The sequence below is a fragment of the Klebsiella sp. HC6 genome (assembly GCF_022605325.1).
GTDB classification, from domain to species: domain Bacteria; phylum Pseudomonadota; class Gammaproteobacteria; order Enterobacterales; family Enterobacteriaceae; genus Klebsiella; species Klebsiella terrigena.
Genome location: NZ_CP093276.1, coordinates 1032647 through 1047269, shown reverse-complemented (window position 1 = coordinate 1047269; position 14623 = coordinate 1032647). Strand labels below are relative to the sequence as shown.

General features: G+C 55.1%; 16 protein-coding genes. 7 read left to right on the top strand and 9 right to left on the bottom strand.

Translation table 11 applies throughout. The features are described 5' to 3' along the window. Positions 1-53: 53 nt before the first annotated feature. On the bottom strand, positions 54-923 hold the full coding sequence (locus MMW58_RS05145) for a LysR family transcriptional regulator (protein WP_133600470.1): 870 nt from the start codon (positions 921-923) through the stop codon (positions 54-56). Between the two features lie 140 nt (positions 924-1063). On the opposite strand from MMW58_RS05145, the gene MMW58_RS05140 reads away from it, so the two are divergent. The 6 genes from MMW58_RS05140 to mrkJ all read left to right on the top strand — a co-directional run bounded on the left by MMW58_RS05140 (position 1064) and on the right by mrkJ (position 6450). Next, entirely contained in the window at positions 1064-1525 is a 462-nt protein-coding gene (locus MMW58_RS05140) for a multidrug/biocide efflux PACE transporter (protein WP_133600471.1), read from the top strand. Positions 1526-1660: 135 nt separating this feature from the next. After that, complete coding sequence (locus tag MMW58_RS05135) at positions 1661-2890, top strand: amino acid permease (protein WP_241722849.1); 1230 nt, start codon at positions 1661-1663, stop codon at positions 2888-2890. 117 nt (positions 2891-3007) lie between these two features. Next, a complete protein-coding gene (locus MMW58_RS05130; protein WP_159236220.1) occupies positions 3008-3874 on the top strand; it encodes an aldo/keto reductase family oxidoreductase in 867 nt (288 codons plus the stop codon). A 407-nt stretch (positions 3875-4281) separates the two neighbouring features. After that, positions 4282-4986: a flagellar brake protein gene (locus MMW58_RS05125; RefSeq protein ID WP_133600474.1), complete on the top strand. Its 705-nt coding sequence runs from the start codon at positions 4282-4284 to the stop codon at positions 4984-4986. A gap of 4 nt (positions 4987-4990) precedes the next feature. After that, a complete protein-coding gene (locus tag MMW58_RS05120; RefSeq protein ID WP_241722848.1) occupies positions 4991-5575 on the top strand; it encodes a LuxR C-terminal-related transcriptional regulator in 585 nt (194 codons plus the stop codon). Positions 5576-5733: 158 nt separating this feature from the next. Next, a complete protein-coding gene (gene mrkJ, locus MMW58_RS05115; RefSeq protein WP_133600476.1) occupies positions 5734-6450 on the top strand; it encodes a cyclic-di-GMP phosphodiesterase MrkJ in 717 nt (238 codons plus the stop codon). A gap of 89 nt (positions 6451-6539) precedes the next feature. Here the strand turns inward: mrkJ and MMW58_RS05110 are convergent, their stop codons facing one another. From MMW58_RS05110 to MMW58_RS05075, 8 genes are all read right to left on the bottom strand, one after another. Then, the gene (locus MMW58_RS05110; protein ID WP_227544463.1) at positions 6540-7136 is read right to left on the bottom strand and encodes a fimbrial protein; all 597 of its coding nucleotides are present in this window, start codon (positions 7134-7136) and stop codon (positions 6540-6542) included. Between the two features lie 68 nt (positions 7137-7204). Continuing rightward, on the bottom strand, positions 7205-8200 hold the full coding sequence (locus MMW58_RS05105) for a fimbrial protein (RefSeq protein ID WP_133600477.1): 996 nt from the start codon (positions 8198-8200) through the stop codon (positions 7205-7207). Then, positions 8191-10677: a fimbria/pilus outer membrane usher protein gene (locus MMW58_RS05100; RefSeq protein ID WP_159236224.1), complete on the bottom strand. Its 2487-nt coding sequence runs from the start codon at positions 10675-10677 to the stop codon at positions 8191-8193. The genes MMW58_RS05105 and MMW58_RS05100 overlap by 10 nt, the downstream gene beginning before the upstream one ends. Before the next feature lie 11 nt (positions 10678-10688). Beyond that, entirely contained in the window at positions 10689-11390 is a 702-nt protein-coding gene (locus MMW58_RS05095) for a fimbrial biogenesis chaperone (protein ID WP_041147074.1), read from the bottom strand. 94 nt (positions 11391-11484) lie between these two features. After that, a complete protein-coding gene (locus tag MMW58_RS05090) occupies positions 11485-12093 on the bottom strand; it encodes a fimbrial protein (RefSeq protein ID WP_076945914.1) in 609 nt (202 codons plus the stop codon). A gap of 499 nt (positions 12094-12592) precedes the next feature. Beyond that, positions 12593-13294, bottom strand: a complete 702-nt coding sequence (locus MMW58_RS05085) for an ArsR/SmtB family transcription factor (RefSeq protein WP_241722847.1) — start codon at positions 13292-13294, stop codon at positions 12593-12595. Between the two features lie 6 nt (positions 13295-13300). Then, entirely contained in the window at positions 13301-13690 is a 390-nt protein-coding gene (locus MMW58_RS05080) for an amino acid-binding protein (protein ID WP_241722846.1), read from the bottom strand. Next, positions 13683-14009, bottom strand: coding sequence for an antibiotic biosynthesis monooxygenase family protein (locus MMW58_RS05075; RefSeq protein WP_133600480.1), 327 nt, complete (start codon positions 14007-14009; stop codon positions 13683-13685). The genes MMW58_RS05080 and MMW58_RS05075 overlap by 8 nt, the downstream gene beginning before the upstream one ends. 385 nt (positions 14010-14394) lie before the next feature. Between MMW58_RS05075 and MMW58_RS05070 the strand changes: the two genes are divergently transcribed. Beyond that, positions 14395-14607: a YdgH/BhsA/McbA-like domain containing protein gene (locus MMW58_RS05070; protein WP_015585822.1), complete on the top strand. Its 213-nt coding sequence runs from the start codon at positions 14395-14397 to the stop codon at positions 14605-14607. Positions 14608-14623: the final 16 nt, after the last annotated feature.

The window sequence follows — 14623 nt, the reverse complement described above, 5'->3', positions numbered from 1 at the left end:
ATTTCGCAAATGTTTAAAAAAAGTGAGGTAAATCACAAAGATTTGCGGCGATTTTACTGCCCCTGGCGCTGCAAATGCTGGCGCAGCCAGCTCCCCGCCTCTCCCGGCGGCGCCCGCTTATTCCATAATAAATCTACGGATATCATCCGCGGCCAGCCCGCAATGTCGAGCGGTACCAGCGTTCCGACGCCGGCAAACTCCTCAACCAGCGCGCAGGGCAAAATGCACCAGCCCAGCCCCTGCACCGCCATGCTGAGCAGCAGCAGATAGTTGGGTGCCGACCACACCTGTCCCTGAGCAGGGTCGGCCCTGCTTTCCAGATAGGTGCTCAGCCGCAGCTCGCGCCAGCTGTGCAGCTCATCCCAGACGACCCTCTCCTGCGCCGCCAGCGGATGCCGGGGCGCCACGTAAATCGCCATCGCGGTCTGTAGCGGCAGGCGCGTACAGCCGATTTCCGGAGGATAGCTATCCCTGGCCTCAATCAGCCCCACCTGCGCGCGCTCCTTTTGCAGCAGGTCGACAACGTCCTCATCCTCGCCGATCAGGCACTCAAATTCGGTATGCGGAAAGCGGCGGTCGAACTGCTCCAGCAGATCTTCAAGGACATCGGGATGCAGCGTATCGGAGAGCACAAAGGTGAGCCGGGCCTCCGTTTCGCCGGAGAGAGAAATAGCCAGCTCATCGAGCCGGTCGCTTGCCGCCAGAATCGCCTTCACGTAGCCCAGCACCTGCTCGCCCTGCGGCGTCAGCACCGGCTGGCGGGCGGTACGATCGAACAGCGTCACCCCGAGGTCGGCTTCGAGGTTTGAGATAGCGGTGCTGACGGTGGACTGGCTTTTGCGCAGGCGGCGCGCGGCGGCAGAAAACGAGCCGCAGGCCACGGCTTCGACAAACGCGGTAAGAGCTTCGGGAGAATAGCGCATGAACTATCTACTTTATCGATGGATACTATCTTTTGTTTATCATATTTATCCATAAAATGCGGAGTAATTTCTGACAACGCGTTCAGCCTGCATCGCTAATAAACGGCTGTGAACGACGGCTTTACCCGGAGGTAAACACCATGCAACAGAGCAACCTGCAGCGTAAGTCGCTGACGGAACGTATTATTCACGCGGTCAGCTTTGAGGGCCTCGCCACGCTGATCCTCGCCCCCACCGCGGCATGGCTGATGCAGCGCTCGGTGGTCGAAATGGGCGGCCTGAGCATTCTGCTCGCCAGCCTGGCGATGGTCTGGAACCTGATTTATAACGCGCTCTTTGACCGTATCTGGCCGGTTTCCCGCGTGATAAGAACCCTGAAGGTTCGCGCCCTGCACGCCATCGGTTTTGAGAGCGGATTTATCATTATCGGCGTCACCGCCGTCGCGCTGCTCCTCGGCGTCTCGCTGATGCAGGCGTTTATGCTGGAAATCGGCTTTATGCTGTTCTTCCTGCCCTACACCATGCTGTTCAACTGGGCCTGGGATACGCTGCGCGTGCGGGTACTGAGGTACCGTCAAACGCAGATCCCTACGCGTAGCTAAACGCAGGCGGAGCGCCGGGGAAGTTCCCGGCGATCCTCGCTGCTGCCCGCCATCTAAAACTATCGCCACGACCAAAACGCAGATGTGGTAAATTACACTCCTTTTTTTTGGTTTTACGGTTGATAAATTCACACAATGTCTAAAATTTGGTCTAAAGAAGAAACTCTCTGGAGTTTTGCCTTATATGGCACTGCCGTAGGCGCTGGCACTCTGTTTTTGCCGATCCAGCTAGGGTCCGCCGGCGCCGTTGTTCTGCTCATCACCGCGCTGGTCGCATGGCCGTTAACCTACTGGCCTCACAGGGCGCTGAGCCAGTTTATCCTCTCCGCTAAGGTTGCGCCCGGCGCTGGCATCACCGGCGCGGTCAACCACTATTACGGCAAGAAGGTCGGGAATCTGATCACCGGACTCTACTTCCTCGCCTTTTTCGTGGTGGTCCTGATTTACGCCGTGGCGATCACCAACTCTCTCGCCGAACAGCTGGCGCGACATATGCCGATCACCGCCGGCGTCCGCGCGCTGCTCAGCCTCGCCGTGGTGCTGGTGCTGAACCTGATCTTCCTGATGGGTCGTCACATCACCATCAAGGTAATGGGTTTTCTGGTGTTCCCGCTGATCGCCTGCTTCCTGTTCCTCTCTATCTACCTGATTGGCGACTGGCAGCCCGAGCACCTCACCAGCCAGATGCAGCTGAACTCGCATACGCTCCACCAGGTCTGGATCTCAATACCCGTGATGGTTTTCGCTTTTAGCCATACGCCGATTATTTCAACTTTTGCTATCGACCAGCAGGAGAAATACGGCGAGCAGGCGATGGGTAAATGCAAAAAAATCATGAAAGTGGCCTACACCATCATCTGCGCCAGCGTGCTGTTTTTTGTCGTTAGCTGCCTGCTGGCGATACCGGCTACCTATATTGAAAGCGCGCGTGATGAAGGCGTCACCATCCTCTCCGCGCTGTCGATGATGCCCGGCTCCCCGGCCTGGCTGGCGGTAACCGGGATCGTCGTGGCGGTAGTGGCGATGTCAAAATCCTTCCTCGGGACCTACTTCGGGGTGATTGAGGGCGCCAGCGAAATCGTGAAAACCTCGCTGGGGCAGATGGGAATTCGCAAAAGCCGCGCCTTTAACCGCGCGATGTCGATCCTGCTGGTTTCGGCGCTGACCTTCGCGGTGTGCTTTATTAACCCCAACGCCATCTCGATGATATACGCCATCAGCGGACCGCTGATCGCCATGATCCTGTTCATCATGCCGACCCTATCGACGTACATCATCCCAGCCCTCAAGCCGTACCGATCGCCGGGTAATTTCATCACCCTGATCGTCGGCCTGCTGTGCGTGTCGGTGATGTTCTTTAGCTAATCCTCCCCCTGCGGCAACGGCCACCGCCGTTGCCGCACGTTCTGCTAATATTCCCGCCGCTGCAAATCCCCTGACCGGTTTACACTTAGAACTTGCACATTATCAGGGGGAGTTTCCATGTCCAACGTACGGCTATCCGGAACCGGCACCTTAGGCGACCGTCAGGTTTATCGCCTGGGATACGGGGCAATGCAGCTGGCAGGCCCCGGCGTATTCGGTCCGCCAGCCGATCCTGAAAACGCCGTTCGCGTACTGCAGGCGGCGGTGGACGCGGGGGTCAACCATATCGATACCTCGGATTTTTACGGTCCGCATATCACCAACCAGCTGATCCGCAAGGCGCTGCATCCCTATTCTGACGATCTCTGTATCGTGACTAAAGTCAGCGCCCGCCGCGATGAAAAAGGGAACTGGCTCCCGGCCATGTCGCCGGCGGAGTTGACCCAGGCGGTTGAGGATAATCTGCGCAACCTCAATCTCGACGTGCTGGAGGTCGTCAACCTGCGCAGCATGCTGAGCCCCCACGGCCCGGCCGAAGGATCGCTGGAGGGCCCGCTAACGACGCTGCTTGAGCTAAAGGAGCGAGGGCTAATCCGCCACATTGGGCTCAGTAATGTTACCGCCACGCAGGTCGCTGACGCGCAAAAGATGACGCCGGTTGCCTGCGTGCAGAACCAATATAACGTCGCCAATCGCCAGGACGACGAGCTCATTGACGCGCTGGCCGCGCAGAATATTGCCTACGTTCCCTTCTTCCCGCTTGGGGGCTTTACGCCGCTTCAGGCGCAGGAGCTGAACGATATTGCCGCCGAACTTGCGGCGACGCCAATGCAGGTCGCCCTCGCCTGGCTGCTGCAGCGTTCAGCCAATATCCTGCTTATCCCCGGGACCTCATCGCTCCAGCATCTTGAAGAAAACCTTGCCGCCGCCACCTTAACTCTTCCCGCCTCTGCGCTCAGCACCTTAGATAACCTCAAAGTCTGAGCCGCTCCCCCTCTCCCCGGCGCGTCTAAGCGCATGGCGACAGGGGGGGATTCTGCCGCTAATATTTGCCTGGAATTAACTCAACGCTGCTGGCACTATAGATCCCACAAATGGGTATTTGCCCCAGCCGTCCTTTCGCAAGTAACCCTATACAAAGCATCATTTTATACTATTTAGACCGGCCTCCTTATTGGAGGCCGCGCTCGTTTGTATCTATCTTCATGTTTTGAACTCTTAATTACAGGAAAAACAACTGCCAATTCGACGTTTATACAAATCAATTTAGCCCAAAAGATAGCTAATAACATCAAACGCTCATTAAAACATCTGATTAACACAATCAGAATGTTGTCATTGCTATAAAAAAAAATCCACACACACAATATAAAAATTAACAAGGACTTCACATGACAGAGGGAACAATAAAGACCAGTAAGTATGAGATCATTGCTATTTTCAGGGAGGAACTCAGAAAGCAGTCTGAGATAGAGATTTTCTATAATAACAAAAACTTCATTACGCAGCTGGCGCGTGTTGATTTTTCAGAATTTCACATCGTCACCCACAGCAGGATCCCTCCGGGGCACAAGTTCAAATTTGTTCTGCATAGCGATTCAGGGAAGATAGAGTTCTGTTCAACGCTAAAGAAACATTCGGGGAGCGGCAGCGCTAAAAGTAATAAAGTCTCATTTACCTTGCCTGAATGTATTCAGGTGGTCCAAAGGCGGCGCGACCCGCGGTTTCGACTACAGCATAAGCATGATTTTTTTTGTCATGGCCGCCATAAGAATGGTGAGAATTACATGTTTGAAATTAAAGACATTTCAGATGGCGGCTGCGCGTTGATGGCCAAAAACCCGAATCTTAAATTTCTCACCCACAATTCAATCCTCAAAAATTCGATTATATCAGCCGCCGAATATGGGGAAATCACCGTCGATCTGGTGGTTAAAAACGTCGTGTTGGTGACCCTCGATGAGGATGACGAACAGGGGGAAAGCTATCATCAGGTTTCTTGTCAATTTAAGTTCCGGCACCACGATGATAAGAGAAAAATTGAGAAAATGATGCTTGATTTGATTCTGGAAGCGAAAAGAAAAAAGAGAGTCTGAGCCCTTGGAGAGTATATTGCTATACACCGATGATAACCTCATCGGTCAATCAATACAGCGTTACATGATTGATAACGATAAAAACATTACCACCTCAAGCTATCAGAATATCATGCAGGGGGAGGCGCTCCCTCAGGCTAAAATCGTTATTTTCAACGTCATTCATAAGGATATTTCTGCTGCTGACACGGTGCATCTACTTAACAAACTGCGCTTCTGCCTGGCGCGCTGCGTCCGGCTGGTGCTGATCGTCAGGAGCGATATCGCCGGGCTGTGTCGGGAGCTTATCTTCCTGGAGAATCTGATAATTTTAACTGAAAAATCATCACTTAGCGATTTCTACGACATCACAAAAGTGCCGACCTCCGCCACGGATTACCGGTTTCTGTTAACGCAAAAAAAGCTCTCGGTCAGAGAGATTCAGGTGCTGGAGCTGATTATGGCCAGCTATAACAACAAGCGAATCGCCGCGGTGCTTAACATTGACCATAAAACGGTACACAGCCATCGAATTCACATCATGAAGAAGCTCGGCATGGGCAGTTCGCGGATTATGAATAAAAAAATAGTCAACATGTATCAGTGCTAGAGGATTTTTTTACCCGGTTCTGAAAAAAAGCGAGTGACCAATCAAAATACTGTCATCAATTGGTCACTTGCTTTTAATAAAAATTCACAACGGCATGAAGGTCACTTATAATAATCCTACCCTGCAGTGCACGCTTGCTAAATTTCCGACACGAGAAAATGAACGCTAATATATTTTCAGATCACAATTTATCACGTGGCGATATCTCTGTTCGTTATGTTTTTCAGAAAATGTTCTCGCCGCAGGACCAGCTGGTTGCCGTTGAATGCCTGAGCCGCTTCGATCATATTCCCGTGGCGCCCGAATTTTTCTTCCGCCACGCCAACAAAACGCTGCGCGAAAGTATTTTCATGGAGCAGCTGGCGCTGATTGAGAAGCATAAGGCATGGTTTATTAAAAATAATATCTCTGCCACCATCAACGTTGACGACCATATCCTCAGCATAATACGCCAGCCGCAGATCGATGCCTATATCGAGCGCCTCGGCTGCGTGCATTTTGAAGTGACGGAAAATTCCAATAACCTGCTTAATAATGCACTTAGCGCCTGGCAAAGTACGCAAACCAGCACCCTCTGGCTGGATGATTTTGGCGCGGGCAATGCGGGCATTAACGCCATTCGCGGATATCATTTCGATTATGTAAAAATTGATAAAAACTTTTTCTGGCACTTAATGAAAAAAGAGTCCGGACGCCCGCTAATGGATGCGCTGGTGACATTCCTTTCCCATAATAACCATAACGTTATTATCGAAGGCGTTGAGAGCGAGGCGCATAAAAAGTGGTTGCAGGGAATGTCGTGGTTCGCCATTCAGGGCCACTACTGGAAAGAAGTCAGCATTGAACAGCTGGTCGAAGAAGATAAAGTGATTTAAAAAATGCCGGGCTCGCCGGCATTTTTTTCGTTTTCACAAGGTCATTAACTTAGCGAAAAGTGCGCTTTTGCTTCCCGTCGCGCAGGCCCTTAATTATATACCAGCTCCCAGGTTGCCCAGCTGGTCATCGGGCCGGAGGTGGCTTTTTCCGGCGCCGGCGAGACGTAACCGATATAATAGGTAAATACGCCGCCATCTACCGCTTTTTCTTTAATCTGCACCCGGTTTTGCAGCGGGTCTGCAGGGACAATTTTATTGCTCTTATCCAGCGTATTGTTGTCATTGGTCGACAGCGCCAGATAGATGTTACGCGCGCCGTCCGGCAGCGTATTCGCCAGATAGCCCGCATTTTCATTGTTGACGGTATTGACCATAAATCCGTCGATCCAGCGAACGTTCACCGAACGGACTTCGCTTTGGTCCGCCGCGCCGCCGTCATGGCGCAGCTGGCAGTTCGACAGCTCCAGGGTAAAAGGCTGCGCTTTCATAAAGGCCCCGGCCCCGCGATCGTGCACCTCCGCCAGGCTCACCGGTGCCAGCCAGACGCTGCCGCTGCCGGCATTATGGCCGCCGTTAAGCGCCACGCTGCAGGAGATATCCGTTACCCGGCCGGCAAAATCCACGCGCCCGTTATCGTAGTTGGTCATAAAACCCGCGGCGGAAGAGGCAACAAGAAGGCCGCTCATCGCCAGCAGGCCGGCAAGTCGTTTGCCGCCGTTCTTATATCCATTTTCCTTCATACCCGCCTCCCGAATTAATCGTACGTCAGGTTAAAGATCATGTGAGACTCAACCTCGCCGGTGCTGGTGGCCGCCGCGTACTGATAAAAACGCGCAAGGAAAGGTATCGTGATGTAGCGCGTTTCCTGGTTACTTAAGGTCCCGACGTTGTAATTCTTATTGAACTCAACCGGTACGCCGCCTTTCAGCACCTGAATCCCAATCCCTTTGGCCATCGCGCTGCCCGCTTTTTCATTCAGCAACGCGCCACGGGTGAGGGGCGTGCCGGTCGCAAGGGTACCGGAGAAAGAGGCTTCAATATTGGCATAGCCGGTGGTGCTTAGCCCGCCGCTGCACTGAAGCTCAATATTAAAATTTTTGCCGCCGGCGTAAGTGCCGACGCCGTTCAGATCGCTGCGCTTAATGGTCCCGACGTCAACGTTCATATTCTTACCGCTGAGTACCGTACAGGACGGCGAGACCACGGTAATCGCATTGGCGCTGAGGTAGGTTTCCAGAATCGGGTTGTTGCCCCGCTCCCAGTCGTAGGAGGTATATTTCCCCGCCGCCAGAGTACCGCTGCCGGTAGTCGCGGCGGTTTTAATAATCTCCAGCGTAAAGCGGGAGCCTTCCAGCGAGTAGTTGGTGGTCCGGTTGATGGTGGATGAGAAAACGTCGGGATAGGTGATGTTCACCGTCGCGCCGCCGCGGCTAAAGCGCATGCCGATACCGGGCACGTTGGTGGAGTAGACCTTATTCCCCAGATCGGTCGAACCGGTAGAGACGATCTTCGCCGCAAAGCGGTTGGTGCCGGCCGTACAGCTGTAGCTGGCCCCGCCCGGCGCGCTCATCGTCCAGTCCCGGGAGACAATCACCGAGCCCACCGGCAGATCGGGTGGAACCACAACCCTGCCGACGACCATATCCAGGTTCACCGTCGGCTGCGACAGCCGCGAGCAGGCGGCCCAGGCGGAGGTGGTCCCCAGCGCCATCAGGCCAATAAAAAGCGTCAGTTGTTTACTCAGCGACATACCCTTTCCTTTGATTTTGCCTTGCCCAGTTCCACCGTGCACTGTCCGCCGCTCCACTTAACGGTCGCGTGCTGAACGCTGGCGTCACTGATAAACATCATGCTGCCCTGGCCGACAACGCCAATCTCTTTGCCGCTTGGGTCGAAAATGCTGGCCGCGAACGGCAGCGGCTGGCTATTCGCCTGGCGTGCCATAATCGTCACGTTGTTCTGCACCGTGGTGCCAAACGACACCTTCACGACGCTGCCTTCCCACGGCACCACCTGGGCCACGGTACGATCGAAGGCGATATCGTCATGGCTGCCCTTCGGATCGATCTCGATGGAGTTAATCCGGTACGGGCGCAGATACGGCAGGATGGCGTAGCCGTTGCCGTCGACGCGGGTACCCGGCGAGCCAGGCAGCATCGCGCCTGCGGCATCTTTCGCTTCGATAAGCGCCATCGTGCTGCCGCTTTCCGGCGAGAACACCACGCCGTGGCGATGGGCGATCAGCGTCCCGCTGGCGCCGAGGCCGCTCTGGCGATACCCCTCGCCCTGGCTATAGCTGCCGTTCAGCGTGGTCCACGGCGTGCGATAGCTTCCGTTCAGCGCGACATCGTGCTGGCCGCCGGTGGCGGTGGTGGTCGAGACGCCGTAGTTGAGGTTGTTCTCGCTATCCAGCGAACCGTTGATGCCGATCTGCGAACTGCTAAAGCGCGAGTTATTAAACGAGGTATTCGACGTCAGGTTGGCGGTGCGGTTCTCGCCAAACCACAGCGGATAGCTGAAGTTAAGCGAGATGCGATCGTCGCGATTGTGGCCGGAGCTGTCCGGCGTATAAACGCGCTGCGCGCTGGCGGACCACGAGAGGCGGCCGAACATATTGTTGTAGCTGAGCTGATACTGCTTCTCGGTACCCGAACGGTTCCAGTAATCGGAGATCCGGCCGCTGAGATAAAAGCCGCCCCAGCCGTCCGGCAGGTTCTGGTTAACGGTGAAGGTCATGCCGTTTTTCTGCCGCCACAGGGTGTAGCTGCTGTTGCGGTTCTTCTCCTGGTCGACGGCGTACAGCGCGTCGTTCAGGTTGTAGTAGCCTTTGGTGGAGTAGCGATAGGCCGCCAGCACGATGCTGGTCTGGGTATCGGTAAACATGCGGTTAAAGGTGGCGCGGTAGCTCTGGCCGCTCTCGTCGAGGGTGTCGCTCTTCAGCCGGGACTGGGTGATATCTAACGACAGCGCGCCGATGCCGGTATTCATCCCGGTCCCCAGCAGGAACGCCTGGTAATCGTCAAAGCCCGTGACGCCGGTATAGCCGGTAAAAACGTTATTCAGGCCGTGCTGCCAGGTCGCCTGGTAGAGCATCGGCTTATTCCGCAGCCCGCTGTCATCGACCTTACCGGCCGACAGCGCATAGCGGGTCATCCCCGGACGCAGCAGCTGCGCCACCGAGGCATAGGGAACGCTAAACACCTGCACCGAACCGTCGGCCTCTTTGACCGAAACTTCAAGGTCGTTACCGTAGCCGGAGGGGTAGACGTCCTGCAGGGTAAACGGGCCCGGCGGTACCGAGGTCTGATAGATAATGTTGCTGCCCTGACGCACCGTTACCAGGGCGTTGCTCTGCGCCACGCCGCGAATTTCCGGCGCGTAGGAGCGCATTCCGTCAGGGAACATGTTGTCATCGGTCGCCAGGTTGACCCCGCGCAGGCCAATGGTGTCGAAGAATTCGCCGTTGGTAAAAATCTGCCCGCCGCTGACGATCGAGTTGATCTGCGGGATCGGCCGCTGGAGATAGGTCTGGTTGCTGTTCCAGTGCGCTTTGCCCTGCTGCTGCTGCCAGTTCAGGTTACCGACGTGCTTGAGCAGCCAGCCGTCCCAGGAGAGACCGGCGTTAAGCCCCAGATAGGCGCTGCTGTTATCGGAGCCGTTATTCCCCGAGGTGTGGCTGGTCCAGGTGTTGGCCATCCAGCCGAGGTTCAGCGCCGCAATGCCTTTATCCCAGAACTCCGGGCTGACATAGTTTTTCAGGCGCTGATCTTCGTAGATTTGCGGCACGGAAATTTCCAGCCGCAGGGAGGACTGAATCAGGTTGTCTTTAACGTTTTCTTCGTTACGCCACTCTTTCAGACGCCCGCAGTAGCCTTCCTGCTTCCCCAGCTGGGGGTTGAGCTTTTCCGCGGCAATGCCGTAGCGTTCAAGCATCTCTTTGGTGTAGCAGATCCCCATGTTGCCGTCTTTATCGCGGGTGACCTGCAGCTCGTAGCGCCCTTTCCACTCGCTGTTGGTATAGACGTCGAGGGAATAGGTGCCCTCAGAGATGGCGCTGGCGGAGAAGCGTGACAGATCGACCTTTTCTCGGCTGCCAACGATAAAACCGTCGTTAAACTGGTATACCGTTCCCGGGCTTTCCTGTCCGCTGGAAAATGGCGGAAAGCAGAGCAGCGCCATAGCGATCGCCGAACTTAACCTTCCCGGGCAGATGGTCCTCTGCTTCATGATAGTGTCCCTTATTTAACGGCTACTTTCACTGCCACATCTGCGCCATAGTCATTGATGTTATTAATCGTCAGGGTCTCGCCTCTGCTCACGGCAGAAGAGAGGGCTACGGTCTGACTGGACTGTGGAGCGAGCATCACCGTTTTGCCGTTCAGGGCCTTGCCGCCGTCGCGGGAAATACGGCTTACGGTGAGATAAAATGGCGTAGGGTTGCTGACCGACAGGCTGCTGCCGCTGGCCGAAAGCGCTAATTTCTCCGGCGCAGCGTCGCGATTGCCCAGTCCGGTCGGGCGGTAGATAAACTTAAAGCGCGAACGAATCGCCAGCTGCAGGATATTCTGTCCTTCATTTTTTTGATTAGCCTCTACCGGCGGTATTTCCAGCAGATTAAGCCACCACAGCGTCTCTTTATCTTTGGCAAGCCCGGCGCTGCTGCCAAGCTTAATACGTAAGGTCTGCCCGCTTTTAGCATCCACGCGGGATATTGGCGGAGTAATAATAAATGGCGTAGTAATCGTATCCGGCGTGGCGTCGGCGTTGCCGTTATCCAGCCAGGCCTGCGCCAGCGCCGGGCGATCGGCGGTATTCGAAAGCTGTACCGTTATTTCTTTTTCATTTCCGGGATAAATAAAGCGGGTGCCGTTAACAATAATATTATTGGCGTGGGCCGCAAAACTAAAAATGAAACAGAAACAAAGGGCAATACGCTTCATGCTGACCTCAGACGGGAAAAATAAGCGGCAGCGGCTGCCGCTTTATCAATGCATATAACCGCCTCAATTAAGGCGGTTTATTTTCAGACGATAATTACTGGTAGGTAATTTCGTAAGTCGCGTAGCTGTTAACCACGCCGGTAGTTACGGTAGCCGGGGTGCTGGTAGCATAGCCAACGAAGTAGGTGAAGCGCGCGCCATCCTGAACGGCAGAAGCATCGCCAGTTGCTTTAGGCTGAGTGCTGTCGCCCGGGATGATTTTGTTGTTCAGAGTAGTGGCATCGTCTGTAGACAGAACCAGCTGGATGTTTTGTGCACCGGCAGCTTCGGTGTTAGCCAGGTAGCCAACCTGTTTGCCAGCAGCGCCAGCCAGCAGGTTACCGCCGGTCCAGTTCACGCCCAGTTTAGACACGTCGTCTTGTTTGGTGCCGTCGGCAGCCTGGCAATCAGATACGTCAATGGTGAAAGATTTCGGTTTCAGGTAGGTGTCTGCACCCGCCGCTTTCACTTCAGTTAAGGTTACCGGAGAGAGGTAAACGTTAGCATCGCTGCCCTGACCGTTTACGGAAACAGTACAAGATACGTCGGTAACTTTACCGAAGAAATTAACCTGGCCACCACCAACAGTGGTATCAGCCGCATTTGCCGCTGCCATACCGAAAAATGCCGTTGCCATTGCTGCAGAGAGAAGAACCTTTTTCATTGCCATTTCCTTGTCAGAGTGAGTTTTGTATCAATAAACCAACAGTAAATCTGCAGACGATAAGAAGCGTTATGCGATGCCCACCGCTGCAACTGTGAATAGAAACTTCGACTGACCGGAAGCCGCAATATTTAAGGCGTCAGGACGCGAATTCAAATAATGAATTCGATAATGCTGTCGGCGTCAAAGAATGCTATTTTTCGCTGATAAATATACATTTGCTTATAACTTGTTACATCACGCTGACGATAGCTATCGCCTATCAATTATTGTCAAACAATAACCACAAACGATAATTAAGTTATTTACTTCAGAAGGGATAAGGCGCAAGGGATATATCTGTGGAGGTAAATATCATGACAAATATTGCTATTTGATGACCATCGGGAACAATCTGAATAATAGCGAGGATAAGGTCACGGGAATAGCGCCGGGCAGTCCAATAAAAAACGTTCAGCCGCCGATTTGGGCTGGCGGCCGGGCCCGACGCCCTGCGGTCCTACAGCGGCAGCTGGAAGTGCCGGGCCAGGGCGCGCTTTCCTTCCGCGCTGACGGAAACCTCGCGAAAGCCCGGCGTCAGCACAAACCAGCCCTGCTGCTGACCATGCTGCAGGAGTGCGGCGCCGACGATCCCCCCGGCGTGAAAGCGCCTTTCGCTCCAGTCCAGGCAGGCGCAGCACGCTTTGCGTCGGCCATCGCCGGTTAAGGCAATCCCCAGACGGCAAAAGTGTGCTTCCCCCGCAGGCGTTACCGCCGAACCGTCGGGCGTAATCCAGGCCTCGCGCAGTAAAAATTGATAAATGGCCACCGCCAGCTCGCCGGCGAGATGATCGTAGCAGGTCCTTGCGTGGCGTAAATTAACCGGCGTTCGGGTGGTTAGCGTCAGCGCGCCCTTCCCGGCCATGGTCATCATATTCTCCACCAGGCCGGCGACGTCCGCCCCCGCCAGCCGGTAGTAGCGGTGCCGCCCCTGCGCCAGGTATACCAGCAGCCGGCCGTTCACCAGGCGGCTCAGGTGCGCGCTGGCGGTAGAGGCGGAAATGTCCGCCGCCGTAGCCAGCTCCGTCGCCGTCCAGGCCCGGCCGTCCATCAGGGCGCAGAGCATTTTCACCCGCGAACTGTCGGCCATGGCGGAAGCGATGGCCGCCACGGCGACGGCCAACGACCCATCATCGGTAATAACTGCGGCAGGTTTGAGCATATGGCCTCACGCGTGAGTGGCCCAGCGGCGCGTCGCCTCCTGCGCCAGCGGGAAATTATCGGTAACCAGAATCAGGCGATTCGCATGGTCGCTGTACTGGGTCAAAATATTGACCCCCTGCGCGGCCAGCGCGCGGGCGATGGCGCCCAGCTCTCCGGGCTGTTCCTGCTTGAGGCGGCGAATAAGCGGCTGAGTGACCGCCGCCACCGGGATCCCGGCCTGCTCCAGCGCCGCTCTGGCGCGCTCGCCGTCGGCCACCAAAAAATGGGCGTGGCACCGGTCGTCGACGGTGAAAACGCCGCCGCCCTCCAGGCCCACGCCGCCGTTGCCGAGGGTCTGCCCCAGCAGCGCCAGCGCGCCCGGCCGATTGGGCAGAATCACATAAATATCATACATGACCGCGATCCTCGCCTCTTTCCGCGCCGTATTCGCGCATCAGCCGGGTAATGCGAATCTGATAGTCGGCAAAGATACTCTCTTTTCCCTCCCGCTGAGCCTCCCGGTGGGCGAGGTTATTTTTCCACGCCAGCACCGCCTGCTCGTCGCGCCACCAGGAAAGCGACAGGATCTTCCCCGGCGTCGTCAGGCTCTGAAAACGCTCAATGCTGATAAAACCATCGATGGTGCTGAGCAGCGGCTTAAGCTCCGCCGCCAGCGCCAGATAGCGCGCCTGGCCTTCCGGCGCCACCTCGGCTTCAAAGAGTACGGCAATCATTGTGTCATCCTTATTTATTCAGCGGTGCCGCCACTCTATGCCCCCCGCCCCGCAGATGCTTCGTCAACGGACGAAGTATTGCCCGCGCCGAATTGGTTAAAAAACAGCCAATACATTCACCAAAACAATAGCCAAAGCCCTCAGGAAAAAAAATCTCCGCGCCGTCGGCGTCTTTTTTTCCGCAGCAATAAATCTCAGCCATCTTCGCCAACAAGCTGTTTTTATTGATTAATCGACATTGAAACGTCACCCGATCGTCATCTTAATGGCACAAAAGTGTGATCTAAATCGCACTTTTTGCAACGCGCGTTATAGTTAGCAGGCTTATTATAAACCCATCGAAAGCGCAGCGCTTTCCACCTGTAAAGTTAAAAGGAAAAACACCATGAAAAACGTAAAATTACTTGCCGCCGCCGGTATGCTGTCCCTGGTTTCTTTTGCTAGCTTCGCTCAGCACCCGGTCAGCGTGACCGCAGATACTCTGGACAGCGCGGAAGCGAAAATCGCCACCATCGCTAAAGATCAGGGCGCGTCTTACCACATTACCGAAGCCTACACCGGTAACCAGGTTCATATGACCGCCGAGCTGTCCAAATAAGAGAATGGTTGCAGAG